The organism is Streptomyces sp. NPDC029159 (genome assembly GCF_055564055.1).
On record NZ_JBVHWT010000002.1, the window covers coordinates 53,110 to 78,111 of the forward strand.

Annotated in this window: 18 protein-coding genes; 14 read left to right on the top strand and 4 right to left on the bottom strand. The window is 73.0% G+C overall.

Annotated elements, in window-relative coordinates:
- Nucleotides 1–155 precede the first annotated feature (155 nt).
- Together ACZ4U4_RS04605 and hflX are read left to right on the top strand one after the other, a co-directional pair.
- Nucleotides 156–1,682: a M1 family metallopeptidase gene (locus ACZ4U4_RS04605; RefSeq protein ID WP_467868982.1), complete on the top strand. Its 1,527-nt coding sequence runs from the start codon at nt 156–158 to the stop codon at nt 1,680–1,682.
- A gap of 266 nt (nt 1,683–1,948) precedes the next feature.
- Nucleotides 1,949–3,433, top strand: a complete 1,485-nt coding sequence (gene hflX / locus ACZ4U4_RS04610) for a GTPase HflX (RefSeq protein WP_467868983.1) — start codon at nt 1,949–1,951, stop codon at nt 3,431–3,433.
- 78 nt (nt 3,434–3,511) lie between these two features.
- Here the strand turns inward: hflX and ACZ4U4_RS04615 are convergent, their stop codons facing one another.
- Nucleotides 3,512–4,732, bottom strand: a complete 1,221-nt coding sequence (locus ACZ4U4_RS04615; protein WP_467868984.1) for a trypsin-like serine peptidase — start codon at nt 4,730–4,732, stop codon at nt 3,512–3,514.
- 285 nt (nt 4,733–5,017) lie between these two features.
- On the opposite strand from ACZ4U4_RS04615, the gene ACZ4U4_RS04620 reads away from it, so the two are divergent.
- From ACZ4U4_RS04620 to ACZ4U4_RS04640, 5 genes are all read left to right on the top strand, one after another.
- Nucleotides 5,018–6,397, top strand: coding sequence for a diaminobutyrate--2-oxoglutarate transaminase family protein (locus ACZ4U4_RS04620; protein WP_467868985.1), 1,380 nt, complete (start codon nt 5,018–5,020; stop codon nt 6,395–6,397).
- 70 nt (nt 6,398–6,467) lie between these two features.
- Nucleotides 6,468–8,387 (top strand): IucA/IucC family protein, encoded by a 1,920-nt coding sequence (locus ACZ4U4_RS04625; RefSeq protein ID WP_467868986.1) that lies wholly within the window; start codon nt 6,468–6,470, stop codon nt 8,385–8,387.
- 126 nt (nt 8,388–8,513) lie between these two features.
- Entirely contained in the window at nt 8,514–9,185 is a 672-nt protein-coding gene (locus tag ACZ4U4_RS04630; protein ID WP_467868987.1) for a GNAT family N-acetyltransferase, read from the top strand.
- 211 nt (nt 9,186–9,396) lie between these two features.
- Nucleotides 9,397–11,253: an IucA/IucC family protein gene (locus ACZ4U4_RS04635; protein ID WP_467869757.1), complete on the top strand. Its 1,857-nt coding sequence runs from the start codon at nt 9,397–9,399 to the stop codon at nt 11,251–11,253.
- Nucleotides 11,254–11,294: 41 nt separating this feature from the next.
- Entirely contained in the window at nt 11,295–13,271 is a 1,977-nt protein-coding gene (locus ACZ4U4_RS04640; protein ID WP_467868988.1) for an ATP-dependent DNA helicase, read from the top strand.
- 85 nt (nt 13,272–13,356) lie between these two features.
- On the opposite strand, the gene lexA is transcribed toward ACZ4U4_RS04640, so the two are convergent.
- Nucleotides 13,357–14,157 carry a transcriptional repressor LexA gene (lexA, locus tag ACZ4U4_RS04645; protein ID WP_467868989.1) on the bottom strand — a complete coding sequence of 267 codons (801 nt, stop codon included), beginning with the start codon at nt 14,155–14,157 and terminating at the stop codon, nt 13,357–13,359.
- A gap of 702 nt (nt 14,158–14,859) precedes the next feature.
- On the opposite strand from lexA, the gene nrdR reads away from it, so the two are divergent.
- Nucleotides 14,860–15,387 (top strand): transcriptional regulator NrdR, encoded by a 528-nt coding sequence (gene nrdR, locus ACZ4U4_RS04650; protein ID WP_384601943.1) that lies wholly within the window; start codon nt 14,860–14,862, stop codon nt 15,385–15,387.
- Between the two features lie 120 nt (nt 15,388–15,507).
- On the top strand, nt 15,508–18,369 hold the full coding sequence (locus ACZ4U4_RS04655) for a vitamin B12-dependent ribonucleotide reductase (protein WP_467868990.1): 2,862 nt from the start codon (nt 15,508–15,510) through the stop codon (nt 18,367–18,369).
- A gap of 236 nt (nt 18,370–18,605) precedes the next feature.
- Here the strand turns inward: ACZ4U4_RS04655 and ACZ4U4_RS04660 are convergent, their stop codons facing one another.
- Both ACZ4U4_RS04660 and ACZ4U4_RS04665 read right to left on the bottom strand, forming a co-directional pair.
- Entirely contained in the window at nt 18,606–19,127 is a 522-nt protein-coding gene (locus tag ACZ4U4_RS04660; RefSeq protein ID WP_467868991.1) for a TerD family protein, read from the bottom strand.
- Nucleotides 19,128–19,449: 322 nt separating this feature from the next.
- Complete coding sequence (locus tag ACZ4U4_RS04665) at nt 19,450–20,037, bottom strand: TetR/AcrR family transcriptional regulator (protein ID WP_467868992.1); 588 nt, start codon at nt 20,035–20,037, stop codon at nt 19,450–19,452.
- 156 nt (nt 20,038–20,193) lie between these two features.
- Between ACZ4U4_RS04665 and ACZ4U4_RS04670 the strand changes: the two genes are divergently transcribed.
- The 5 genes from ACZ4U4_RS04670 to ACZ4U4_RS04690 all read left to right on the top strand — a co-directional run bounded on the left by ACZ4U4_RS04670 (nt 20,194) and on the right by ACZ4U4_RS04690 (nt 24,957).
- Nucleotides 20,194–21,606: an amidase gene (locus ACZ4U4_RS04670; RefSeq protein WP_467868993.1), complete on the top strand. Its 1,413-nt coding sequence runs from the start codon at nt 20,194–20,196 to the stop codon at nt 21,604–21,606.
- Between the two features lie 114 nt (nt 21,607–21,720).
- Complete coding sequence (locus ACZ4U4_RS04675; RefSeq protein WP_467868994.1) at nt 21,721–22,326, top strand: YdbC family protein; 606 nt, start codon at nt 21,721–21,723, stop codon at nt 22,324–22,326.
- A 157-nt stretch (nt 22,327–22,483) separates the two neighbouring features.
- A complete protein-coding gene (locus tag ACZ4U4_RS04680) occupies nt 22,484–23,143 on the top strand; it encodes a histidine phosphatase family protein (protein ID WP_030288195.1) in 660 nt (219 codons plus the stop codon).
- Between the two features lie 10 nt (nt 23,144–23,153).
- On the top strand, nt 23,154–24,053 hold the full coding sequence (locus tag ACZ4U4_RS04685) for an ADP-ribosylglycohydrolase family protein (protein WP_467868995.1): 900 nt from the start codon (nt 23,154–23,156) through the stop codon (nt 24,051–24,053).
- 202 nt (nt 24,054–24,255) lie between these two features.
- A complete protein-coding gene (locus ACZ4U4_RS04690; protein ID WP_345086901.1) occupies nt 24,256–24,957 on the top strand; it encodes a ribonuclease HII in 702 nt (233 codons plus the stop codon).
- Nucleotides 24,958–25,002 lie beyond the last annotated feature (45 nt).

Consider the following 25,002-nt stretch of genomic DNA (forward strand, 5'->3'; position numbering starts at 1 on the left):
GCGCATCCGCCTGAGAACGCGCCCCACGCGCACACCGAACACACCCCCGCCGCACGCCTGCGTATACGGGCCCCGGCGCGCCGTCCGCCGCCCGTTCGGGTGCCGGAGGGGAGAGCCGCCACCGGGGGAGCGGGCGGCGCTGGTAGCCGTGGCCCATGCTGCTTTCCCCCTACCTCCGGCGCCGTCCGCGCACGGCGCGCTCCGAGCCGTTGCCGCGCCCTCGGGGCGGCGGACGCACCGCGCGCCGCGGCCGCCGCGCCACCTCCCTCGTCCTGGCCGCCGTCGCCGCCCTCGGCGCCGCACCTCCGGCGCCCGGCCCGGCGGGCATCGGCGACCGGCTCTTCCCCCAGCTCGGCAACCCCGGCTACGACGTCCTCGCGTACGACATCGCCCTCCGCTACAGCGGCCACAACGACCGGCCGCTGCCCGCCGTCACCACCGTCATGGCCCGGGCCACCACGCCGCTCGACCACGTCAATCTCGACTTCGCCCGCGGCACCGTCTCCTCCGTCACCGTCGGCGGACTCCCCGCCCGCTTCGCCCGCCGCGGCGAGGACCTCGTGGTCACCCCCGCCGTGCCGGTGCCCGCGGGGGCGCCGCTGCGGATCGTCGTCCGCCACACCAGCGACCCCCGCGGCGCCGCCGACGGCGGCTGGATCCGCACCCCCGACGGCCTCGCCATGGCCAACCAGGCCGACGCCGCCCACCGGGTCTTCCCCTGCAACGACCACCCCTCCGACAAGGCGTACGTCACCTTCCACCTCACCGCGCCCCGCGGCGTCACCGCGGTCGCCGGCGGCGTGCCCGTCCCGGGCGGCGACGACGGGCCCCGCCCCACCCGCACCTTCCGCTCCGTTCACCCCGTGGCCACCGAGCTGGCGCAGGTCTCCTTCGGGAAGTCCGCCGTGCTCACCCGCCGGGGGCCGCACGGCCTGCCGGTGCGCGACGTGGTGCCCGCCGCCGCCCGCGCCGCCATGGAGCCCTGGCTCGCCCGCACCCCGGCCCAGATCGCCTGGATGGAGCGCCGGGTGGGCCGCTTCCCCTTCCCGCTCTACGGGCTGCTCATCGCCGACACCCGTACCGGCTTCGAGCTGGAGACCCAGACCCTCTCCCTCTTCGAGAAGGGCCTCTTCACCGAGGACCGGAGGCCCTCCTGGTACGTCGAGTCGGTGATGGTCCACGAACTGGCCCACCAGTGGTTCGGCGACAGCGTCAGCCCCCACCGCTGGTCCGACCTCTGGCTCAACGAGGCCCACGCCACCTGGTACGAGGCGCTCTACGCCGAGGAGCGCGGTGGCCGCAAGAAAGCCGCCCTGGCGGACCGGATGCGCCAGGCATACACCGAGTCGGACGGCTGGCGGGCCGACGGCGGTCCGCTGGCCCGGCCGAAGCGGCCCGTCGCCGGGCAGAAGATCAGCATCTTCCGCCCGGTCGTCTACGACGGCAGCGCGCTGGTCCTGTACGCGCTCCGCCAGAAGATCGGCCCGGCCGCCTTCGACCGCCTGGAGCGCGCCTGGGTCGTCCGGCACCGCGACGGCAACGCCTCCACCGCCGATTTCACCGCCCTCGCCTCCGAGATCTCCGGCCGCGACCTCTCCGGCTTCCTGCACGCCTGGCTGTACGACCGGAAGACCCCGCCGATGCCCGGCCACCCGCAGTGGAAGTCCCGGCACGTCACGTGACCACCCGGGGCCGCCCCGTGCACGGCGCACGGGGCGGCCCCGCCGCCGCTCCGGGATCCGCCGTACCGCCCAGGTGTGCGCCCGTCCGCCGGGAATCGCCGGAAACACCGGGAAACTCGCGTGACGGCCCCCACCGCCCGTGCGACCATCGACGGGTCGACTCCGGCGGCCGGGAATCTCCGGCGCGGTCCGGGCGTTGTCACCACCGACAGTCCCAGCGCGGCCGACCGGCCTCCCGAGGACTTCCCGACGACACAAAGGATCAAATGACCTCCTCTTCTCTTCCTGCGGACCGCCAGCGCCTCCCCGAGAGCCTCCGGGCCGACGCCCTGATGGAAGAGGACGTCGCCTGGAGCCACACGGTCGACGAGGAACGTGACGGCGAGCAGTACGACAGGTCGGAGCGCGCCGCCCTGCGCCGCGTCGCCGGACTGTCCACCGAGCTCGAAGACGTCACCGAGGTCGAGTACCGCCAGCTCCGCCTGGAGCGTGTGGTGCTCATCGGCGTCTGGACCTCGGGCACCGCGAGCGACGCGGAGAACTCCCTCGCCGAGCTGGCCGCCCTCGCCGAGACGGCGGGTGCCCTCGTGCTCGACGGCGTCATCCAGCGCCGCGACAAGCCCGATCCGGCCACCTACATCGGCTCCGGCAAGGCCCTGGAGCTGCGGGACATCGTCCTCGAATCCGGTGCCGACACCGTGGTCTGCGACGGTGAGCTCTCCCCGGGCCAGCTGATCCATCTCGAGGACGTCGTCAAGGTCAAGGTCGTCGACCGCACCGCGCTGATCCTCGACATCTTCGCCCAGCACGCCAAGTCCCGGGAGGGCAAGGCGCAGGTCTCGCTGGCGCAGATGCAGTACATGCTGCCCCGGCTGCGCGGTTGGGGTCAGTCGCTCTCCCGGCAGATGGGTGGCGGTGGCTCCGGTTCGGCGGGCGGCGGTATGGCCACCCGTGGTCCCGGTGAGACCAAGATCGAGACGGACCGGCGCCGGATCCGCGAGAAGATGGCGAAGATGCGCCGCGAGCTCGCGGAGATGAAGACCGGCCGGGACATCAAGCGCCAGGAACGCCGGCGGAACAAGATCCCCTCGGTCGCCATCGCCGGTTACACCAACGCCGGTAAGTCCTCGCTGCTCAACCGCCTCACCGGCGCCGGTGTCCTGGTGGAGAACGCCCTGTTCGCCACCCTGGACCCGACCGTCCGGCGCGCCGAGACCCCCGGCGGGCGGCTCTACACCCTCGCCGACACCGTCGGTTTCGTCCGGCACCTGCCGCACCACCTCGTCGAGGCGTTCCGCTCCACGATGGAGGAGGTCGGCGACTCCGACCTGATCCTGCACGTCGTCGACGGCTCGCACCCGGCGCCCGAGGAGCAGCTCGCCGCCGTCCGTGAGGTCTTCCGCGACGTCGGCGCGGGCGACGTCCCCGAGATCGTCGTCGTCAACAAGGCCGACGCCGCCGATCCGCTGGTCCTCCAGCGGCTGCTGCGCCAGGAGAAGCACGCCCTCGTGGTCTCCGCCCGCACCGGCCAGGGCATGGCCGAGCTGCTGCAGCTGCTCGACGAGGAGATCCCGCGCCCCGAGGTCGAGATCGAGGCGCTGGTCCCCTACACCCAGGGGGCGCTGATCTCCCGGGCGCACGCCGAGGGCGAGGTCATCTCCGAGGAACACACCGCGGACGGCACGGTCCTCAAGGCCCGCGTCCACCAGGAACTCGCCGCCGAGCTCCAGCCGTTCGTCCCCGCCGCCTGACCGGCGCAGGTACGCACGCCGAAGGGCCGCTCCCCCGAGGGGAGCGGCCCTTCACGCTATCGGGTCGTCAGGGGCGGATCAGCCCTTGGCCGCCCAGCGCTTGCTCATCGCGTGGAACATGTTCCGGGCCTCCGGGCCCAGGTGCGGACCGGCCGCCCACTTGGCCGGACGCGGACCCATCGACATGTTGGAGATCAGCTCCGGCTGCCCGTCGGCGCCCTTCGCGAACCAGGGACCACCGGAGGAACCACCGGTCATGGTGCAGCCGATGCGGTACATGGTGGGCTTGGCCGCGTCCATCGACAGCCGGGTCGGCCTGTCGGTGCACTGCTCCTGGAGCGCACCGTCGAACGGCGCCTCCGCCGGGTAGCCCTGCGCCGTCAGGCTGGGGATCTTGCTCATCGCGGGCGCGTTGAAGTTGACGGTGTACGCGCCACCGGCCATCTCCTCCAGCGACTTGCCGCTGCTGCCCTCCTCCGGCTTGACGTGCATCAGCGCGAAGTCGTACGGCGCCATCGGGACGCCCGGCACCGCGCCGCCGTCCTTGATCCACTCGCTGGAGGTGGCCATGTCGTCGGCCCACCACTTGCCCGCCGGGACGCGGTCCTCGAACGGCGCGGTCTTCATCTCGGCGGCGGACGCGCCGTTCCGGTTGAAGTTCGGCACGAACATCATGTTGCGGTACCAACCGCCGTTCTTACCGGCGTGCACGCAGTGCGCGGCCGTCCACACCAGGTTGGACTTGCCGGGGTGCGCCGGGTCCTTCACGACGGTGGCCGAGCACCGCGACTCACCCTCGGGGGTGCTGAAGAGCAGCAGGCCCACGCCGGGCGCGGTGGAGGTGTAGGGCGTCTGCACCGCCCGCGCCGGCACCGCTGCGGGCTCCGGGTCGGTCTTGCCCTGGTCCTCGGAGATGTCCTCGGGCTTGCTGGGGTCCTGCGGCGGCTTGACCTTCTCGATCTTGTCCGGGTTCCAGAAGTCCTTGATGATCGGGTTGATGAACTCGCCGGCCTGCCGGAGCCACTTGTCGCGGTCCCAGTTCTTCCACTCGCCGTTCTTCCACTTGTCCAGGTCGAAGCCGTGCTTCTTCAGCTTCTCCTGGACGTCCTGCGGAATCTTGATCTCGGTGCCGCCCGGGGCGTCCTGCGCCGCGGACGCACTGGCCTTGGCATCCGCGTCGCCGTCGGGCCCGCAGGCGGTCGCGGTCAGCGCCACGACGACGGTCAGCGCGGCGGCCAGGGCCGGGGAACGGCGTGCGCGCGACGTGGTGCGGCGGGCGGGCGGACGTATGGAACGCATGGGTGAACTCCCCCTGAGACATCGAATCTGACCGGCGGTGGCACGCCCCGCGCGGCTCTTGTCATGAACGCCGAGCCCGCCGGACGCAGGCCCCCACTATGCCGGTGCCGAGAGGGACGACGTTAGCCGGGCCCCCGGTTCCGGCTGGTAACGGCCTGGGGAGTAACGATCTTTCCCCGCGACCGTGATCCCGCGCCGCGAGCGTCGTTGGTACGTACGGGGGAACGCCGGGCCGCCCGCCGGGCCCCGTGCGCCGTAGCTCAGCATCCGGAGGACACGACCGACGTGGCGTTGACCGAATCCGTACCGACGGCCCCGCCGCCGGGCCACGAGGGGATCCTGCGACGGCAGGCCCAGCGGGAATCCGCGGCCCGCACCTATGCCCGCTCGCTGCCGATCGTGCCGGTGCGCGCCCGCGGGCTGACGATCGAAGGGGCCGACGGCCGCCGCTACCTCGACTGTCTCTCGGGCGCCGGGACGCTCGCCCTGGGGCACAACCACCCCGTCGTCCTCGAAGCCGTCCGCGCCGTCCTCGACTCCGGCGCCCCGTTGCACGTCCTCGATCTGGCCACCCCGGTCAAGGACGCCTTCGTCACCGAGCTGTTCGCCTCGCTGCCCGCCGAGTTGGCCGAAAACGCGCGGATCCAGTTCTGCGGGCCCGCCGGGACGGACGCCGTCGAGGCCGCCCTCACCCTCGTCCGCACGGCCACCGGTCGGGACGGGCTGATGGCCTTCTCCGGCGCCTACCACGGCATGACGACCGGCGCCCTCGCCGCGTCCGGCGGCGCCCGGCACACCGCCGTGACCCGCCTGCCCTACCCGTACGACTACCGCTGCCCGTTCGGCACCGGAGGCGCCCGCGGCGCCGAACTCGGTGCCCGCTGGACGGAATCCCTCCTCGACGACCCCAAGAGCGGGGTGCCCGACCCGGCGGGGCTGATCGTCGAGCCGGTCCAGGGCGAGGGCGGCGTGATCCCCGCCCCGGACGCCTGGCTGCGGCGGATGCGGGAGATCACCGCCGCCCGCGGCATCCCGCTGATCGTCGACGAGGTCCAGACCGGCGTCGGCCGCACCGGTGCCTTCTGGGCCATCGAGCACAGCGGCATCGTCCCCGACGTCCTCGTCCTGTCGAAGGCGATCGGCGGCAGCCTGCCGCTCGCCGTGATCGTCTACCGCGAGGAGCTGGACACCTGGCGGCCCGGCGCGCACGCCGGGACCTTCCGCGGCAACCAACTCGCGATGGCCGCCGGACGTGCCACCCTCGCCCACGTCCGCGAGACCGGACTAGACCGGCACGCCGCCGCCCTCGGCGCCCGGATGCTCGCCCGGCTCCAGGCCCTCGCCGCCGCCCACCCCTGCATCGGCGACGTCCGCGGCCGCGGCCTGATGCTCGGCGTCGAACTGGTCGACCCGGCGGCCGAAGCGGGCCCGGCGGGCGATCTGCCCGCGGACCCCGGCCTCGCGGCGGCCGTCCAGCGCGCCTGCCTGGACCGCGGCCTCATCGTCGAACTGGGCGGCCGCCACCAGTCCGTCGTCCGGCTGCTGCCGCCGCTGACCCTCACCGACGAACAGGCCGAAGCGATCCTCGACCGCCTCGCCGACGCCCTGGAGTGCGTCCGCACGCCGCCACCCGGCTCGCGAGGCGGCACCCCGCACACCCTCTAGCCGCAGTGTTCCGCCCCGCCCCGGGCGGACCGGCACGCCCTCCCCACCCCACACAGTGAGGCACCTCCCCATGAACGAACGCCCCGCGACCGACGGGACGCAGGCCCCCGAACGCCCCGCCCACCACCCGGACACCTTCGGCCCGGCCGTACCCCGCCAGCAGCAGCGGCACGGCGCCGACCCCGCGCCGCCACCGGACGCCGTACCGCACCCCCTCCCCACGGACCCCGACCCCCTCGACCACCCCGACCCCGCCCGCGCCGCCGACGCCGCCGCCGTCGAGAACCTGCTGCGCTGCTGGATCCGCGAGAGCGGCGGCCACCGCCCGGCCGGCGGCCGGCTGCGCATCCCGCTGCACGCCAGCGCCACCGCCCTGCACGTCCCCGTCCGCTACTGGTCGCCCACCGGCCTGCACCGCCTCGGCGCCCCCGCCCTGGAGGGCGCCCCGGCCGACGCCGCCCCGCTCGACGCGGTCACCCTCGCCGCACTGCTGCGCCGCGAGGCCACCCACGGCGCGGCCCGCCCCGGCGCCGAGACCGCCTGCGGCGACGGCGCCGACCTCGTCGGCCGGGTCGCCTCCTCCGTCCGCACCACCGCCGTCTTCCTCGCCGACCGCCGCGCCCGCCCCGCCGACGCCGGACACTCCCGCTTCCTCGACGGCGAGCAGTCCCTCCTCCTCGGCCACCCGCTGCACCCCACCCCCAAGAGCCGCGAGGGCCTCACCGACGCCGAACACCACGCCTACGCACCCGAGTTGCGTGGCGGCTTCGCCCTGCACTGGATGGCCGTCCACCCCTCGGTCCTCGCCGCCGACTCCGCCTGGACCGAACGCGGCCGGACCGTCCCCGCCGACCGGCTCGCCCACGCCCTCGCCGCCGGCGCCCCGACCCCGCCCGACGGCACCGTCCCGCTGCCGCTCCACCCCTGGCAGGCCCGCGATCTCGCCACCCGCCCCGAGGTCGCCGCCCTCCTCGACTCCGGTGCCCTCACCGACCTGGGGCCGGGCGGGGAGACCTGGTACCCGACCTCCTCGGTCCGCACCGTCTGCCGCCCCGGCTCCGAGGCGATGCTCAAGCTCTCCCTCGGGCTGCGGATCACCAACTCCCGCCGGGAGAACCTCCGTAAGGAACTGCTCCGCGGTGTCGAGATGCACCGGCTGCTGCGCACCGGCCTCGCCGCCGACTGGCAGGCCGTCCACCCCGGGTTCGACATCATCCGCGACCCGGCCTACCTCGCCGTCGACGGCCCGGACGGTGCCCCCGTCCAGGGCCTGGACGCCGTCGTCCGCCACCACCCCTTCCGCCCCGGTGACGACGCGGTCTGCCTGGCCGGGCTCACCTCTCCCCGGCCCTGGCCCGGCCGTCCCGCGATGCGCTCCCGCCTGGCCGTCCTCGTCACCGCCCTCGGCGCGCGGACCGGTCGGCCCCCCTCGGCCGTCGCCACCGAATGGTTCCTGCGCTACCTCGAAGCGGTCGTCCGGCCCGTCCTGTGGCTCGACGGCACCGCGGGTGTCGCCCTGGAGGCCCACCAGCAGAACACCCTGGTCCTCCTGGACGCCGACGGCTGGCCCGCGGGCGGCCGCTACCGCGACAACCAGGGCTACTACTTCCGCACCTCGCGGCGGGACGAACTCACCGCCCGCCTGCCCGGTCTCGGTGAGGCCAGCGACACCTTCGTCCCCGACGACGTCACCGACGAACGCTTCGCCTACTACCTCGCCATCAACAACGTCCTCGGCCTCATCGGGGCCTTCGGCGCCGAACGCCTGGTCCGTGAGGAGGTCCTGCTCGCCGCCTTCCGCCACTTCCTCGCCGACGCCGCCACGGCGCCCGTGGCCCACCGCTCCCGCCTCCCGGAGCTGCTGCTGACCACACGCACCCTGCGCTGCAAGGCCAATCTGGCCACCCGGCTGCACGGCCTCGACGAACTCGTCGGGCCCGTCGACACCCAATCCGTCTATCTCGCCCTGCCCAACCCCCTGGTCGCCTAGGGCCTTTCACCTGCACCCGCAACCAGCGGAACACCCCGGGGCGCGGCGCACCCGTCACCGCCCCGGCCCGCCCGCCCCGGGGCCGCGCCGATCCGCGGCTCCGGGCCACGAGAGGAGAGCGCCGCCGTGCCACCCACCGAACCCGGCTCCGGCACCACCCCCGCCCGGCAGTCGCCGCACGCCCCGGAGCCGCCCGCCGCACGTCCCCCGGCCCACGCCGGACCCGCCGGGCCGCTCCTCGACGGGCTCGCCGACTGGCCGCCCGCCCGGACCGCCGAGGGACCGTTCGCCCTCGTCCCCGTGGATCCCGCCGCCGACCTCGCCCGTATCGCGGCGTGGATGAACGATCCGGCGGTCGCGGCCTATTGGGAACTGCCCGGCCCCGACGAGGTCACCGCGGCACATCTGCGCCCCCAGCTCACCGGCGACGGCCGCAGCGTCCCCTGCCTCGGCGTCCTGGCGGGCGTCCCGATGAGCTACTGGGAGGTCTACCGCGCCGACCTCGATCCACTCTCCCGCCACTACCCGGCCCGCCCGCACGACACCGGAGTGCACCTCCTCCTCGGCGCGGACCACCGGGGACGCGGCCTCGGCACGGCCCTGCTGCGCGCCGTCGCCGACCTCGTCCTCACCCACCGCCCGCGCTGCACCCGCGTCGTCGCCGAACCGGACGTCCGCAACACCCCCTCCGTCTCCGCCTTCCTCGCCGCCGGATTCCGCTACGACCACGAGATCGAACTGCCCGGCAAACGCGCGGCGTTGATGATCCGAGACCGCCACCCCCTCGACCCGCTCTGACCCGGGGCCGTCCACCGACGGCCCCGCACCGCTTTCCGGAGCGCCCCCCTCCCGCGCCACCGCCCCTCCGAAGGAAACGCGCCGCCCCTGACCGACCCCCAACCATCCGGTGACCGCCGGCTTGTCCCCGCCGTGCCGGTGCGGTCCCACAACGAGGAGTCCCGCCGTGACCGCTGACCACCGGCCCGCCGCACACCGTGCCGCCGACGACATCCGGCCCGCCCCGCACATCTGGCGCCGCGCCGCCCGCCGCCTGCTCGCCAAGACCCTGGCGGAGTTCGCCTACGAGGAGATCATCCGCCCGGAACCCGTACCGGAGGCGGAGCCCGAACCCGGGCGGAGGCCGGAGCAGGCGGCCGACCCGCGCGCCGCAGGGCCCGCGCCCGCCGTGCCCGCCCCCGATACGACCGAGCCCGCCATCCCCGACGGCCGCCCCGCCTGCTACCGGCTGCCCGTCGCCGACGACCTCGTCTACCGCTTCACCGCCCGCCGCGGCGCCTACGGACACTGGCGCGTCGACCCCGACTCACTCACCCCGGACGCCGATCCGCTGCGCTTCCTCGCCCGCGCCCACGACACCGTCCTGGAACTCCCCGGCGACACCACCGGCCACCTGCTGCGGGAGCTGACCGCCACCCTCACCGCCGACGCCCGGCTGGACGCCACCGCGCTCGACGCCGAAGCCCTCGCGGACCTGGACTACGCCTCCCTGGAAGGCCACCAGAGCGGCCACCCCTGGCTCGTCGCCAACAAGGGCCGGCTCGGCTTCTCCGCCCGGGACACCGCGGAGTGGGCCCCCGAATCCCGCACCCCGCACCGCCTGCCCTGGCTCGCCGCCCACCGCGACCTCGCCCACTACCGCGGCATCCCCGCACTGGCCACCCCCGACCGTCTCTACGGCGAGGAGCTGCCCCCCGCCGTCCGCGACCGCTTCGCCGGCGCCGTCGCCGCCGAGGGCCGCGACCCCGCCGACTACCTCTATCTCCCCGTCCATCCCTGGCAGTGGGACGAGACCGTCGCACCGCTCTTCGCGCCGCAACTCGCCGACAGATCCATCATCGCGCTCCCCACTGACAACGACCTCCGCCTGCCGCAGCAGTCGATCCGCACCTTCCTCAACATCACCCGCCCGCACGCCCGCACCGTCAAGCTCCCGCTGTCGGTCCTCAACACCCTCGTCTGGCGCGGACTGCCCACCGAACGCACCGCCGCCGCCCCCGCCGTCACCGGCTGGGTCCACGCGCTGCGCGACCACGACCCGTATCTGCGCGACGAGACGCGGGTGATCCTCCTCGGCGAGACCGCCTCCGTCACCGTCCACCACCCGCTCTACGACCGGCTGCCCGGCGTCCCGTACCAGTACAAGGAGCTGCTCGGCTGTATCTGGCGCGAGCCGCTCACCGGCCACCTCGACGCCGGGGAGCGCGCCCGCACCCTCGCCTCGCTGCTCCAGACCGACCCGCACGGCCGTGCCCTGACCGCCGAGCTCGTCCGCCGCTCGGGTCTTGCGCCCCGCGTCTGGCTGCGCCACCTCTTCGCCGCGCTGCTGCCGCCGCTGCTGCACTTCCTCTACCGCTACGGCACGGTCTTCTCCCCGCACGGCGAGAACGCCATCGTCGTCTTCGACGACCGGGACGTGCCTGTACGGCTGGCCGTCAAGGACTTCGTCGACGACGTCAACATCAGCGCCACCCCGCTGCCCGAGCACGGGGCGATGCCGGACGAGGTCCGCGAGGTGCTGCTGACCGAGCCCCCGGCGTTCCTCACCCAGTTCATCCACTCCGGGCTGTTCATCGGCGTCTTCCGCTACCTCGCGCCGCTCTGCGAGGAGCAACTGGACGTTCCCGAAAGGGAATTCTGGTCCCTCGTCCGGGCGGAGATCCTGCGCCACCACGAACGTTTCCCCGCCCTCAAGGAACGGCACGCCCTCTTCGATCTGCTCACCCCGCGGATCGAGCGGCTGTGCCTGAACCGCAACCGGCTGCACACCGACGGCTACCGCGACCGCGCCGAGCGCCCGCACGCCACGGTCCACGGGACCGTCCCCAACCCGCTGCACGCGCCGTGACGGGGCGGGCTGTCAGTGGTCCCGCGTAGGCTGGCCACGCTATGACGAAGCCCTCCCTCAACGATCTGCTGCACGCCGCCGTCGCCGCCGTCGGCGGCACCGAGCGGCCCGGCCAGGTGGCGATGGCCGAGGCCGTCGCCGAGGCCGTGCACGACCAGTCGCATCTGCTGGTCCAGGCCGGCACCGGCACCGGAAAGTCCCTCGGCTATCTGGTGCCGGCGCTGGCCCACGGCGACCGCGTGGTCGTCGCCACGGCCACTCTCGCCCTCCAGCGCCAGCTCGTCGAGCGTGACCTGCCGCGCACCGTCGACGCCCTCCATCCGCAGCTGCGCCGCCGCCCCGACTTCGCCATGCTCAAGGGCCGCTCCAACTACCTCTGCCTGCACCGTCTCCACGAGGGCGTGCCGCAGGAAGAGGAGGAGGGGCTCTTCGACCCGTTCGAGGCGGCGACGCCCACCAGCAAGCTCGGCAAGGACCTGCTGCGGCTGCGCGACTGGGCGGACGAGACCGAGACCGGCGATCGGGACGACCTGACCCCCGGCGTCTCCGACCGTGCCTGGGGCCAGGTCTCGGTCGCCTCCCGGGAGTGCCTCGGCGCCTCGAAGTGCGCGTACGGCGCCGAGTGCTTCGCGGAGGCGGCCCGGGAGCGCGCCAAGACCGCCGATGTGGTGATCACCAACCACGCCCTGCTGGCGATCGACGCGATCGAGGGCGCGCCGGTCCTGCCGGAGCACGACGTGCTGATCATCGACGAGGCCCATGAGCTGGTCTCCCGGGTCACCGGTGTCGCCACCGGCGAGCTGACCCCCGGCCAGGTCAACCGCGCGGTCCGCCGCGCTGCCAAGCTCGTCAACGAAAAGGCCGCCGACCAGCTGCAGACGGCGGCCGAGACGTTCGAGCGGCTGATGGAGCTGGCGCTGCCGGGCCGGCTGGCGGAGATCCCCGAGGATCTCGGTTACTGCCTGATGGCGCTGCGGGACGCCGCCCGTACGGTGATCTCCGCGCTGGGCTCGACGCGCGACAAGAACGTCCAGGACGAGGACGCGGTCCGCAAGCAGGCCCTCGCCTCGGTGGAGAACGTCCACGCCGTCGCCGAGCGCATCGCGGGCGGCTCCGAGTACGACGTCGTCTGGTACGAGCGCCACGACCGCTTCGGTGCGTCGCTGCGGGTGGCGCCGCTGTCGGTCTCCGGGCTGCTGCGCGAGAAGCTCTTCGCGGACCGCTCGGTGGTGCTGACGTCCGCCACCCTGAAGCTGGGCGGCGATTTCAACGGCGTCGGCGCGTCCCTGGGCCTCTCCCCGGAGGGTGTGCAGGAGGACGACGCCCCGGTCTGGAAGGGCCTGGACGTCGGCTCGCCCTTCGACTACGGCAAGCAGGGCATCCTCTACGTCGCCAAGCACCTCGCGCAGCCCGGCCGGGAGGGCAGCCGGGACGACATGCTCGACGAGCTGGCGGAGCTGATCGAGGCGGCCGGCGGCCGGACGCTGGGCCTGTTCTCGTCGATGCGCGGGGCGCAGGCGGCGGCCGAGGCGATGCGGGGCCGTCTCGACATGCCGGTGCTGCTGCAGGGCGAGGAGACTCTGGGCGAGCTGATCCGTACGTTCGCGGCGGACGCCCGGACCTGCCTGTTCGGCACGTTGTCGCTGTGGCAGGGCGTGGATGTGCCGGGCCCGAACTGCCAGCTCGTGGTGATGGACCGGGTGCCGTTCCCGCGTCCGGACGATCCGCTGATGAGCGCCCGCCAGAAGGCGGTGGAGGAGGCCGGCGGCAACGGCTTCATGGCGGTGGCGGCGACGCATGCCGCGCTGCTGATGGCGCAGGGCGCCGGACGGCTGGTCCGGGCGACGGGGGACCGCGGCGTCGTCGCCGTTCTCGATCCCCGGCTGGAGCGGGCCCGGTACGGTTCCTTCCTGCGGAAGTCGATGCCGGACTTCTGGTACACCACCGACCGCAATCAGGTCCGCCGCTCGCTCGCGGCCATCGATGCGGCGGCCCGGGAGGCGGAAAGCGGCGCGTGACCCAGCCCGGCGGCCGGGCGTCGCCGGGCAGCGCAGAGCCCCGGAACCGGCGCAGTGGTCCCGGGGCCCGCTCGTGGGGGCGAGGTCAGACCCGCCGCAGGACCGCCACGACCTTGCCGAGGATGGTGGCCTCGTCGCCGGGGATCGGCTGGTAGGCGGCGTTGTGCGGCAGCAGCCACACATGGCCGTCCTCGCGCTTGAAGCGCTTGACGGTGGCCTCGCCGTCCAGCATCGCGGCCACGATGTCGCCGTTCTCCGCGACGGGCTGGCGGCGGACGGTGACCCAGTCGCCGTCGCAGATCGCTGCCTCGATCATGGAGTCGCCGACGACCTTGAGGACGAACAGCTCGCCGTCGCCGACCAGCTGCCGGGGGAGCGGGAAGACGTCCTCGACGGACTCCTCGGCGAGGATCGGGCCGCCGGCGGCGATCCGCCCGACGAGCGGGACGTAGGACGCCGCGGGCTTGCCCGCCGTCTCCGTGGCCGCGCTGCTGGCCTGGTCGGAGCCGCGGACCTCGTACGCGCGGGGGCGGTGCGGGTCGCGCCGCAGGAAGCCCTTGCGCTCCAGGGCCATGAGCTGATGGGCGACGGAGGAGGTGCTGGAGAGCCCGACGGCCTGGCCGATCTCCCGCATCGACGGCGGGTACCCGCGGCGCTGCACGGAGTCCCGGATGACCTCGATCACGCGGCGTTGGCGATCGGTCAGCCCCGAGCTGTCGGCCCGGATCCCCGGCGGCCGTCCCGGCAGCGCACGGGTGGGCTTCTGCTCCGCAGTATCCGGCGCGGCGTCGTCCATCGGTGTGCTCCGTGCCACTTGAGGGTGTTCGAACCGGCTCTGGGAGTGGCTCTGTGCGGTGATGGTCGCGCTGTCTGCGGTGGTGGTCACGTCGGCCCCTCTCGGAATGTGCTCCCTAGTTAGCCAACGGTAGTTGCTTTCGAAAGGTTGCGCCAAACACACGTTCGAGTGAAAAACAGCGAATCTGCTGACTCGCTCGCATGTCTGGTGTATAGGCCAGGAGCCCGAACGGCGATTCGGCTCCGCGTCCGCCGCGCCGTATCTCCCGCGGACTCCGTCGCATTCGGAAAGACGGCAAAGCCTCGGTGAAGAGTCATCGGGGCGTCGACGGGTGAGGCGGCTTTCCCGGCATCGCCCGTGGCGTGGGGTCCGAAGGCCACTTCGCTCCGTATTATCCCCTTCGGCCCGTGCGTGCCCGTAGCGGGGTGGGAGGGGGCGGCGCGGGGCCGTCCGGATCGCGCCCTGCGCCTCTGTCGCTGCCTGCGGATCCCGCCGTTCCGGCCCCTGCGGGTCGCCTCGCGGCGGGCTTCCCGTACGCTCGTGGGCGACCCCGACAGTCCGCCGCCACCGCGACACGCGGTAGGCGGCTATGTGCGTCCCGACACCACATCTAGTGCTTGTATGGCGCCGACCGCCCACAAGTTGTGGTGTCTGGTCCGGTGGGCCCCCGCGCATCGCCTATGCTGGTGACTGCTCCGAGGGCCTGGAAAGGGCCCTCGTGGGGCCGATCAGTCGTACGCGGGCTTCCGGCGACGTACGTCCGCGCAGTTCCGAGGTGAGGAGGGTGGAGCCATGCACTGCCCCTTCTGCAGGCACTCGGACAGCAGGGTCGTGGACAGTCGCACCACCGACGACGGCACATCGATCCGCCGCCGTCGCCAGTGCCCCGACTGCTCCCGCCGTTTCACCACCATCGAGACGGCGTCCCTGACGGTGATCAAGCGGAGCGGGGTCACCGAGCCCTTCAGCCGCACCAAGGTCATCGCGGGCGTGCGCAAGGCGTGCCAGGGGCGGCCGGTTACCGAGGACGCCCTCGCCAAGCTCGGCCAGCGGGTCGAGGAGGCGGTGCGCGCCACCGGTAGCGCCGAGCTGTCCACCCATGACGTCGGGCTCGCCATACTGGGACCGCTGCGGGAACTCGACCTTGTCGCGTACCTGCGTTTCGCGTCCGTGTACCGGGCCTTCGACTCGCTGGAAGACTTCGAGGCGGCCATCGCCGAGCTGCGTGAGCAGCGCGAGCAGGGCCCGCCCGAGCGGGAGTGCGGGGCGGACGGCGGCGATGCCGCGTCCGTTCCCGAGCCCGCCACCGCCGCCGACTGAGCGCGGCGCAATCACATCTGACCGGGGCGCGTGCAGGCGCTCCGGCCGCAGAACGACAGACACTGTGCCACGGGAAGAAGTGTGCACATATGGGCGTTTTCGCCCGTATAGGGAGGCGGAATGACAGAGACGACGAGCGGCCCGGCACGCGGCTCCCGCGCCAAGGGCAGCAAGGCGAGCAAGGGGCTGCGTATCGAGCGCATCCACACCACCCCCGGCGTGCATCCGTACGACGAGGTGGAGTGGGCGCGTCGTGACGTCGTCATGACCAATTGGCGCGACGGCTCGGTCAACTTCGAGCAGCGTGGCGTCGAGTTCCCCGAGTTCTGGTCGGTGAACGCGGTCAACATCGTCACCAGCAAGTACTTCCGTGGTGCGGTCGGCTCGCCGACCCGCGAGTCGAGCCTGCGGCAGCTGATCGACCGGGTGGTCAAGACCTACCGCAAGTCCGGTGAGGACAACGGCTACTTCGCCTCCCCGGCGGACGCCGAGATCTTCGAGCACGAGCTGGCGTACGCCCTGCTCCACCAGGTCTTCAGCTTCAACTCGCCGGTCTGGTTCAACGTCGGCACCCAGCAGCCGCAGCAGGTCAGCGCCTGCTTCATTCTCTCCGTCGACGACTCCATGGAGTCGATCCTCGACTGGTACAAGGAAGAGGGGATGATCTTCAAGGGCGGCTCCGGCGCCGGTCTGAACCTCTCCCGCATCCGCTCCTCCAAGGAGCTGCTCTCCTCCGGCGGCAACGCCTCCGGCCCGGTCTCCTTCATGCGCGGCGCCGACGCGTCCGCCGGAACCATCAAGTCGGGCGGCGCCACCCGCCGCGCCGCCAAGATGGTCGTGCTCGACGTCGACCACCCCGACGTCGAGGCATTCATCGAGACCAAGGTGAAGGAGGAGGAGAAGGTCCGCGCGCTGCGCGACGCCGGCTTCGACATGGACCTGGGCGGCGACGACATCACGTCCGTCCAGTACCAGAACGCCAACAACTCCGTCCGCGTCAACGACGAGTTCATGAAGGCCGTCGAGAGCGGCTCGAAGTTCGGCCTGCGCGGCCGGATGAACGGCGAGGTCATCGAGGAGATCGACGCCAAGGGCCTCTTCCGCAAGATGGCCGAGGCCGCCTGGGCCTGCGCCGACCCCGGCATCCAGTACGACGACACCATCAACCACTGGCACACCTCGCCGGAGTCGGGCCGGATCACCGCCTCGAACCCGTGCAGCGAGTACATGCACCTGGACAATTCCTCGTGCAACCTCGCCTCGCTCAACCTCATGAAGTTCCTGCGCGACGACGACCAGGGCAACCAGTCGTTCGACGCCGAGCGCTTCGCCAAGGTCGTCGAGCTGGTCATCACGGCGATGGACATCTCCATCTGCTTCGCCGACTTCCCGACCGAGAAGATCGGCGAGACCACCCGCGCCTTCCGCCAGCTGGGCATCGGCTACGCCAACCTCGGCGCCCTGCTGATGGCCACCGGCCACGCCTACGACTCCGACGGCGGCCGTGCGCTCGCCGGTGCCATCACCTCCCTGATGACCGGCACCTCCTACAAGCGCTCCGCCGAGCTGGCCGCGGTCGTCGGCCCGTACGACGGCTACGCCCGGAACGTCGACGCCCACAAGCGCGTCATGCAGCAGCACTCCGACGCCAACGGTGCCGCCAAGCGCATGGACGACCTGGACACCCCGGTCTGGGCCGCGGCGACCGAGGCGTGGCAGGACGTGCTGCGGCTCGGCGGGAAGAACGGTTTCCGCAACGCGCAGGCATCCGTCCTCGCACCGACCGGCACCATCGGCCTGATGATGGACTGCGACACCACGGGCGTCGAGCCGGACCTCGCGCTGGTCAAGTTCAAGAAGCTGGTCGGCGGCGGCTCCATGCAGATCGTGAACAACACGGTCCCCAAGGCGCTCAAGCGGCTCGGCTACCAGCCCGAGCAGGTCGAGGCGATCGTCGCCCACATCTCCGAGCACGGCAACGTCATCGACGCCCCCGGCCTGAAGCCGGAGCACTACGAGGTCTTCGACTGCGCCATGGGCGCCCGCTCGATCTCGGCCATGGGCCACGTCCGGATGATGGCCGCGGCGCAGCCGTTCCTGTCGGGTGCGATCTCCAAGACCGTGAACCTGCCCGAGACGGCCACCGTCGAGGAGGTCGAGGAGGTCTACTACGAGGGCTGGAAGCTCGGCCTGAAGGCCCTCGCGATCTACCGCGACAACTGCAAGGTCGGCCAGCCGCTCTCCGCCAAGAAGAAGGAGGAGAAGAAGGCCGAGCCGGTCGCCGAGAAGAAGGTCGTCGAGTACCGCCCGGTCCGCAAGCGCCTCCCGAAGGGCCGTCCCGGCATCACCACCTCCTTCACCGTCGGCGGCGCCGAGGGTTACATGACCGCCAACTCCTACCCGGACGACGGTCTCGGCGAGGTCTTCCTGAAGATGTCCAAGCAGGGCTCGACCCTCGCGGGCATGATGGACGCCTTCTCCATCGCGGTGTCGGTGGGCCTGCAGTACGGCGTGCCGCTGGAGACCTACGTCTCGAAGTTCACCAACATGCGCTTCGAGCCGGCCGGTATGACGGACGACCCGGACGTGCGGATGGCGCAGTCGATCGTCGACTACATCTTCCGCCGCCTGGCGCTGGACTTCCTGCCCTTCGAGACCCGCTCCGCGCTCGGCATCCACTCCGTCGAGGAGCGCCAGCGTCACCTGGACACCGGCTCGTACGAGCCGTCCGAGGAGGTCGACGTCGAGGGCCTGGCGCAGTCCGCGCCGCGTCAGACCGAGGCGCCCGCCCCCGCGGCCCCGGCTGCGGAGACCGAGGACCCGGCCCCGAAGAAGCAGGCGCACACCAACGCCGAACTGGTCGAGATGCAGCTCGGCATCAACGCCGACGCCCCGCTCTGCTTCTCCTGCGGGACGAAGATGCAGCGCGCGGGCAGCTGCTACCTCTGCGAGGGCTGCGGCTCGACCAGCGGCTGCAGCTGAGAACGGCGGAAGGCATCGGACGCCGCAGTGAGCGTCCGGTGCCGGAGCCGCTGATCCGCAGGTGAGAGAGGGAGCCGACCCCGCGTCGGCTCCCTCTCCGCCGTTTCCGCCCGTTTCCGCCCCGGGGTGTCCGAGGGGCGGATCGCCTGCGGTGGCGCCGGCCGCGTCCGTGATCGCGGCGGCCGGGCGCCACGCCGGAGACGGCCTCCGGCGAGGCTTCCCGTGCGGTGCTGCGGTCAGCTGCCCATCAGGGCGGTGAAGGCGTTCGGGTCGGCGTCGAAACCGCGCACCCCCTTCTGCAGGCGCCATTCGCCGTCGGTGTCCCGGGTGAACGCGGCGACGACGGCGGCCTTCGACGGGGCGACCGAGGCGAAGTCGTCCTGGACGAGGTCGGTGTAGCCCTCGCGGATCTGGACCTCGGTGTTGGGCACCTCGCCGAAGGTCTTGGGGCCGCCGCTCTGCTGGATGACGACGCCCACCACGACCCGGGTGTAGCGCTCCGCCAGGCGCTCCAGCTCCAGCGTCATGACCTCGTCGGAGCCGAAGCCCTGACCGGTGCGGCTGTCGCGGTTGAGGGTGATGGTGCCGTCGGGGGAGCGGCTGTCGAAGTGGACGAGGTAGACGGGCTTGTCCGTGGGGGTGTCCGCCTCATAGGTGGCGGCGATGAGGTCGAGGTCGTTGTCCGGCTCGCCGGCGGGGCTGGGGTCCCACTTGAGCGTGACCTCGACCTTCTCGATGCCTTTGTTGAGCGTGCTCACCGGGCTTGTCCTTCCGTCGCTGTCCGTCTCACCGCCCGCGCGGAACGGCTCCGCGCGCGGCCGACTGCCCTTCCCGGCCCGGGCGGTGAGGCGTACGGCCGGTGGCGGGCAGCCGCGGAGCGCCGGGCGGTTGCCCTGGTCGTGCGGGCAGCCCGCCGTAACACCCCGTTGGATGTCCATGGTGCCATGGCGGTGTGTCATCGCGACCGGACGAACTGTGCCTGTGGACAACTGCGTTGGTCGGGAATCTGGCTTGATCCATTGCCCCGTAGGGGGGTTGGGAGGAGGCCCGGTACGGGGCGGCCCTGGATCCGCGCCGGTCTCACTGCTGCGGCTCGCCCCACAGGCGGCACAGATGGTGGTCGAGGACGTCCAGCGCGGCGGCGGGGGAGATGTGGTCGATCAGCACATGGGTGGTGAGGCCGTCGACCAGGGCGAGGAGGGTGCGGGCCTCCAGGGAGGCGTCGGCCTCCGGTGCCGCCTGGGCGAGGAGCGCGGTGAACGCCTCCTGGAGTGCCGTGTAGTTGGCGCGCAGGATCTCCGCGAGCGGACGGCTGACGGTGGCCTGGGCGAGGAAGGCGAGCCAGACGCGGGCCTCGGCCCGGTGCTCCTGCCGCAGCAGGGAGAGTTCCGTCGCGGCGTGCCCCAGGGTGGTGCGGGCGGACTGTGCGGGGGACTGGGAGATGCGCGCGGAGACCCGGGTGGTGACGCGTTCGCCGATGTAGGTGAGGGCGAAGGTGAGCATCTCGTCCTTGGTGCGGAAGCAGCGCTGGACCGCCCCCATGGAGACGTCCGCGCGGGCCGCGACGTCCCGCAGGGTGACCCCTTCCAGACCGCGTTCCTCGGCGAGTCGGCAGACCGCGTCGGCGATCTGCCGGCGTCGGCCCTCGTGGTCCACCAGCTTCGGCATGGCACTCCGTTTATTCGATGCGTACGTATCGCCGGTCAGGGTACGGTGTTTTTTCGATGCGACTGCATCAATACGACTGGTGGGGGCGGGAATGCGACAGTGCTGCCCCCGGGATGCGCCTGCCCCTGAGGGCGGGGTGACGGGAGGAGTCCGGGCATGCGGGACGCACTGTGGCGGAAGTCGGCGGGTGCGCAGGCGGCGGCCGTACGGGAAGGGACCGTGACGGCCGCCGAGCTGCTGGAGGCGCATCTGGCGCGGATCGCCGAGGTCAACCCGGAGGTCAACGCGGTGACCCAGCTGATCGCCGGCCGGGCACGCGCCGACGCGGACGCCGTCGACCGCCGCCGGGCGGCAGGTGAGGAGCTGGGACCGCTGGCCGGGGTGCCGTTCACGGTCAAGGAGACCACCGCCGTCGAGGGCGTCCCGACGACCTTCGGCGCGAGCGCCTTCCGGAACGCCACGGCGCGCGCCGATGCGCCTCCGGTCGCCCGGCTGCGCGCCGCCGGGGCCATCCCGGTGGGGCACACCAACATGCCCACCCTCGTCCTCGCCGGGATGCACACCCGCAGCGAGCTGTTCGGCGACACCGTCAACCCCTGGAGCCGCGCGGTCACCCCGGGCGGCTCCAGCGGCGGCGACGGGGCGGCCGTGGCGAGCGGCATGGTGCCCCTCGGTCTCGGCAACGACGCCGGGGGCTCGGTCCGCATCCCCGCCGCCTTCTGCGGCATCGCGGGGCTGAAGCCGACCACGGGCCGCTACCCCGCCGACCACCGCGTCGGCGCCGACGACCCCGCCCTGGCCGCCCAGGAGTTGGTGGTCGACGGACCGCTCGCCCGCACCGTCGCGGACCTGCGGCTGGTCCACGGGGTGCTGGCCGGGGCCGCCCCGTGCGACCCGAGGGCCGTCCCCGCACCGCCCTTCGGCGCGCCGCTGCCGGGCCCCCTCAAGGTGGCGAAGGTGACCGACCCCGGGGGCGAAGGGGTGCACCCGTCGGTCCGCGCGGCCGTCGACGCCGCGGCGGACGCCCTGAGCGACGCCGGTTACGAGGTGTGCGAACTCCCCGACGTCCCGCGTCTGGAGGAGACCCTGGACGCGTACGCCCGGATGACGCTCACCGAGTTCGCCGCCGCCTGGCCGCGCGTCAAACCGCTCCTGGGGGAGGGCGGCCACCGCTTCATCGAGTGGGGCATGGCGCGCACCCGCCCCGTGGACCTCGCGGAGTATCTGCGGCTGACCGGGGCGCGGCTGGGCATCCGCCGGGACTGGGCGGCGTTCCTGGCGGAGTACCCGCTGGTCCTGGGGCCGGTGTTCACCCTGCCGCCGTTCGCCCCGGGGGAGGAACTGCGCGACCCGGAGAGCTCGTTGCGGCTCCGGCGCGCCATGCGGCTGTGCACCGCCACCAGCTTCGCCGGGCTGCCCGCCGTCGCGGTGCCCGCGGGAGAGGCCGACGGGCTGCCCCGCGGCGTCCAGCTCATCGGCCGCTCCTTCCGGGAGGACCTGTGCCTGGGCGCCGCCGAGGAGGTGGAGCGGCGGCTCGCCGTCCCGGTGCCCATCGACCCCCGCCCGTAAGGTCGTTCGTACGACGGGGCCCGGGCGCCCAGGCCCCGTCGTCGCGTGCGGATCCGCGGATGTTCGCCGGTCGGCGGCGGTGATTTGGCCGGTCCCGGGCCGTACGATGGCGCGGTGCTTGTCAAGTGGATTCGCCTCACCGTCGTGGACCGTCGAGGGTTCGAGCGGGGGCAGCGGAAATGGGCGGGACTGCTGGGGGAGCCGGGATTCCGGGGGCAGGGCGGCGGCTGGAGCAGAAGCCGTCCCGGGGTCGCCCACCTCGTCGCCTTCTGGGAGAGCCGGGCGTTCTACGACTCCTTCATGGCGCGCTCCCACGACCGGCTCGCCGCCGCCCAGGTGGGAACCTTCAAGGACAGCCAAGTCCGCCTCTTCGAGCACGAATTCGACGTGAAGGTGGGCTTCGAGCCGGTCTTCGCCGATGTCGACGTCCTGCGGCTGGCCCACTCCCAGGTACGTGCGGACCGCGTCGAGCACTTCACGCTGATGCAGGAGAAGGTGTGGAACCCGGCGATGGCCGGATCGCCGGGCATGGTGCGCGGGATGCTGGGGCGGGCGCCGGGGGAGGAGTTCCTGGTGCTGTCGATGTGGCAGTCGGCCGCCGAACGCGGCAAGTACCGCCCGGAGCGGGTCGAGCGGCTGGCCCTGCGCGCCCAGATAGCGGCCGATGTGGAGGCCCTCGCGGGTGATGTCGTCCAGCTCGAACCGGCGTGGACGGTCTGAACGCACGCCCCCGGGGTGCGCCCGGGCGCCCTTGGTGGCGCGTGGATGATCACCCCCAGGGGTGCCGGACGGAGTCGCCCGCCGCGCCCCGGGGCGAGCGGCCTTGCCCCGTGTCCGCCGGTCGCGACGCGCGTGGCGGGCGTTCTAGGGTGGCCGCATGGCACGGCCGCGACGCATCGTCCTCATCCGCCACGGAGAGTCGGCGGGAAACGTCGACGACACCGTCTACGAACGCGAGCCGGACCACGCGCTCAGCCTGACGGACAAGGGCCTCCACCAGGCCCGCGAGGCCGGGGGCCCGCTCCGCGACATCTTCGGCGACGAAAGCGTCTCCGCCTACGTCTCCCCGTACCGCCGCACCCACCAGACCTTCCGGGCCCTCGGTCTCGACCTGGACCGGGTCCGCGTCCGCGAGGAGCCGCGGCTGCGCGAGCAGGACTGGGGCAACTGGCAGGACCGCGACGACGTACGCCTCCAGAAGGCGTACCGCGACGCCTACGGGCACTTCTTCTACCGCTTCGCCCAGGGGGAGTCGGGCGCCGACGTCTACGACCGGGTCGGCGCCTTCCTGGAGAGCCTGTGGCGCAGCTTCGAGGCCCCCGACCACCCGCCGAACGTCCTGATCGTCACGCACGGTCTGACCATGCGGCTGTTCTGCATGCGGTGGTTCCACTGGTCGGTCGCGGAGTTCGAATCGCTCGCCAACCCCGGCAACGCCGAACGGCGCATCCTCCTCCTCGGCGACGACGGCCGCTACACCCTGGACCGGCCGTTCGAGCGCTGGCGGGAACCGGAGCCGTACGGCATCTCCGGTTAGAGTGCGAGCGATGACCGCCGACGACCGTGACGCAGACCGCCGCGCGCGGGCCCTCGCCAGCCTGCGCGGACTCGCCGTGGGCGACGCCCTCGGCGCCCGCTTCGCCACCCCCGCCCACCTCCCCGCCCTCCGGAGCCGCGCCCTGCCGCCCGGCCCCTGGCGGTGGACCGACGACACCGAGATGGCCTGCTCCGTCCTGGCCGTCCTGAACACCCACGGCCGCATCGACCAGGACGCACTCGCCCGGTCCTTCGCCGACCACCACCACGCCGACCGCGACTACGGCCCGGCCGTCGACCGCCTGCTGCGCAGCCTCCGCGACGGCGCCGACTGGCACGACCTCGCCGCCGCCCTCTTCAACGGCCACGGCTCCTGGGGCAACGGCGCCGCCATGCGGATCGCCCCACTGGGCGCCTGGTACGCCGGCGACGCCGAGCAGGCCACCCACCAGGCCGAGATCTCCGCCTACCCCACCCACCAGCACCGCGAGGCCGTGGTGGGCGCCATGGCGGTCGCCGCTGCCGCCGCCCTCGTCGCCGACCCGGACCGTGCCATCGGCCCGGCGCAGCTGATCGACGACGTCCTGGCGCTGATCCCGCGCAGCGCCGTCCAGGCCGGCCTCCGCCGCGCCCGGGACATGCTCGACTACGGCGACCCCGGCACCGTCGCCGCCGTCCTCGGCTGCGGCCGCCGCACCAGCGCCCACGACACTGTCCCCTTCACCCTCTGGGCCGCCGCCCGGCACCTCGGCGACTACCCGGCGGCGTTCTGGGCCACCGCCCGGGCCGGCGGCGACGTGGACACCACCTGCGCCATCGTCGGCGGCATCGTCGCCGCCGCCCCCGCGGGCGCCCCGCCGGCCGACTGGCTCGCCGCCACGGAGCCGCTCCCGGCCTGGGTACCCGCCTGACCCACCGGGCAGGGCCCGGCCCGGGGAAACGCCGCGCCAACAGGCGCCCCGGCCCGGCGACTTAGCCCCGGAGGAGCGCCGCACGGCACCCCGTGCCACCCGCCCCGTGCGCCCCCGAGACCGGCCCCGGCGGCGGCGTTCGCACTCTCATCCGGATCCGGTGGCGACGCGCGCCCCGAATAGGCGTACGCTTGCTGGCGCCATGCCGTACGAGCCTCCCACCCATACCGTCGAGCGATCACTGCGCGCCACGACGGGCGCCAAGATCGTCGCCGGTGTCGACGAGGTCGGGCGAGGAGCCTGGGCCGGTCCCGTCAGCGTCTGCGCGGCCGTCACCGGCCTGCGCCGCCCGCCCGCCGGACTCACCGATTCCAAGCTGCTGACCCCCAAGCGCCGCACCGACCTCGCCGAGGTCCTCGGCGACTGGGTTACCGCGTACGCCCTGGGGCACTCCTCCCCGGAGGAGATCGATGCCCTGGGCATGACCGCGGCGCTCCGGCTCGCGGCCGTCCGCGCCCTGGAGGCGCTGCCGGTCCGCCCGGACGCGGTCATCCTCGACGGCAAGCACGACTACCTGGGCGCGCCGTGGCGGGTCCGCACGGTCATCAAGGGCGACCAGTCCTGTATCGCGGTCGCCGCCGCGTCCGTGCTCGCCAAGGTGCGGCGCGACGCGATGATGGCCGAACTGGGCGTCGACCACGCCGAGTTCGACTTCGCCGGTAACGCCGGATACCCCTCCCCGACCCATCGCACCGCCCTGGAGGAGTACGGTCCCACGCCGTACCACCGGGTCTCGTGGTCCTACATGGACGCGTTGCCCCGGTGGCGGCATCTGAAGAAGGTGCGCGTCACCCCCGAAGCAGCCGCTCTGAAGGCCGGTGGCCAACTCGGCTTCGACTTCTGAGCGGTGCGGGCGTCGAGGCGGACCCGCCGACACGTCCCGCACCCA

Bases quoted from the DNA above. Each gene is read 5' to 3' on its own strand.
- ACZ4U4_RS04605 (WP_467868982.1), top strand. From the start codon at position 156: ATGCTGCTTTCCCCCTACCTCCGGCGCCGTCCGCGCACGGCGCGCTCC.
- hflX (WP_467868983.1), top strand. From the start codon at position 1,949: ATGACCTCCTCTTCTCTTCCTGCGGACCGCCAGCGCCTCCCCGAGAGC.
- ACZ4U4_RS04615 (WP_467868984.1), bottom strand. From the start codon at position 4,732: ATGCGTTCCATACGTCCGCCCGCCCGCCGCACCACGTCGCGCGCACGC.
- ACZ4U4_RS04625 (WP_467868986.1), top strand. From the start codon at position 6,468: ATGAACGAACGCCCCGCGACCGACGGGACGCAGGCCCCCGAACGCCCC.
- ACZ4U4_RS04640 (WP_467868988.1), top strand. From the start codon at position 11,295: ATGACGAAGCCCTCCCTCAACGATCTGCTGCACGCCGCCGTCGCCGCC.
- nrdR (WP_384601943.1), top strand. From the start codon at position 14,860: ATGCACTGCCCCTTCTGCAGGCACTCGGACAGCAGGGTCGTGGACAGT.
- ACZ4U4_RS04655 (WP_467868990.1), top strand. From the start codon at position 15,508: ATGACAGAGACGACGAGCGGCCCGGCACGCGGCTCCCGCGCCAAGGGC.
- ACZ4U4_RS04665 (WP_467868992.1), bottom strand. From the start codon at position 20,037: ATGCCGAAGCTGGTGGACCACGAGGGCCGACGCCGGCAGATCGCCGAC.
- ACZ4U4_RS04670 (WP_467868993.1), top strand. From the start codon at position 20,194: ATGCGGGACGCACTGTGGCGGAAGTCGGCGGGTGCGCAGGCGGCGGCC.
- ACZ4U4_RS04680 (WP_030288195.1), top strand. From the start codon at position 22,484: ATGGCACGGCCGCGACGCATCGTCCTCATCCGCCACGGAGAGTCGGCG.
- ACZ4U4_RS04685 (WP_467868995.1), top strand. From the start codon at position 23,154: ATGACCGCCGACGACCGTGACGCAGACCGCCGCGCGCGGGCCCTCGCC.
- ACZ4U4_RS04690 (WP_345086901.1), top strand. From the start codon at position 24,256: ATGCCGTACGAGCCTCCCACCCATACCGTCGAGCGATCACTGCGCGCC.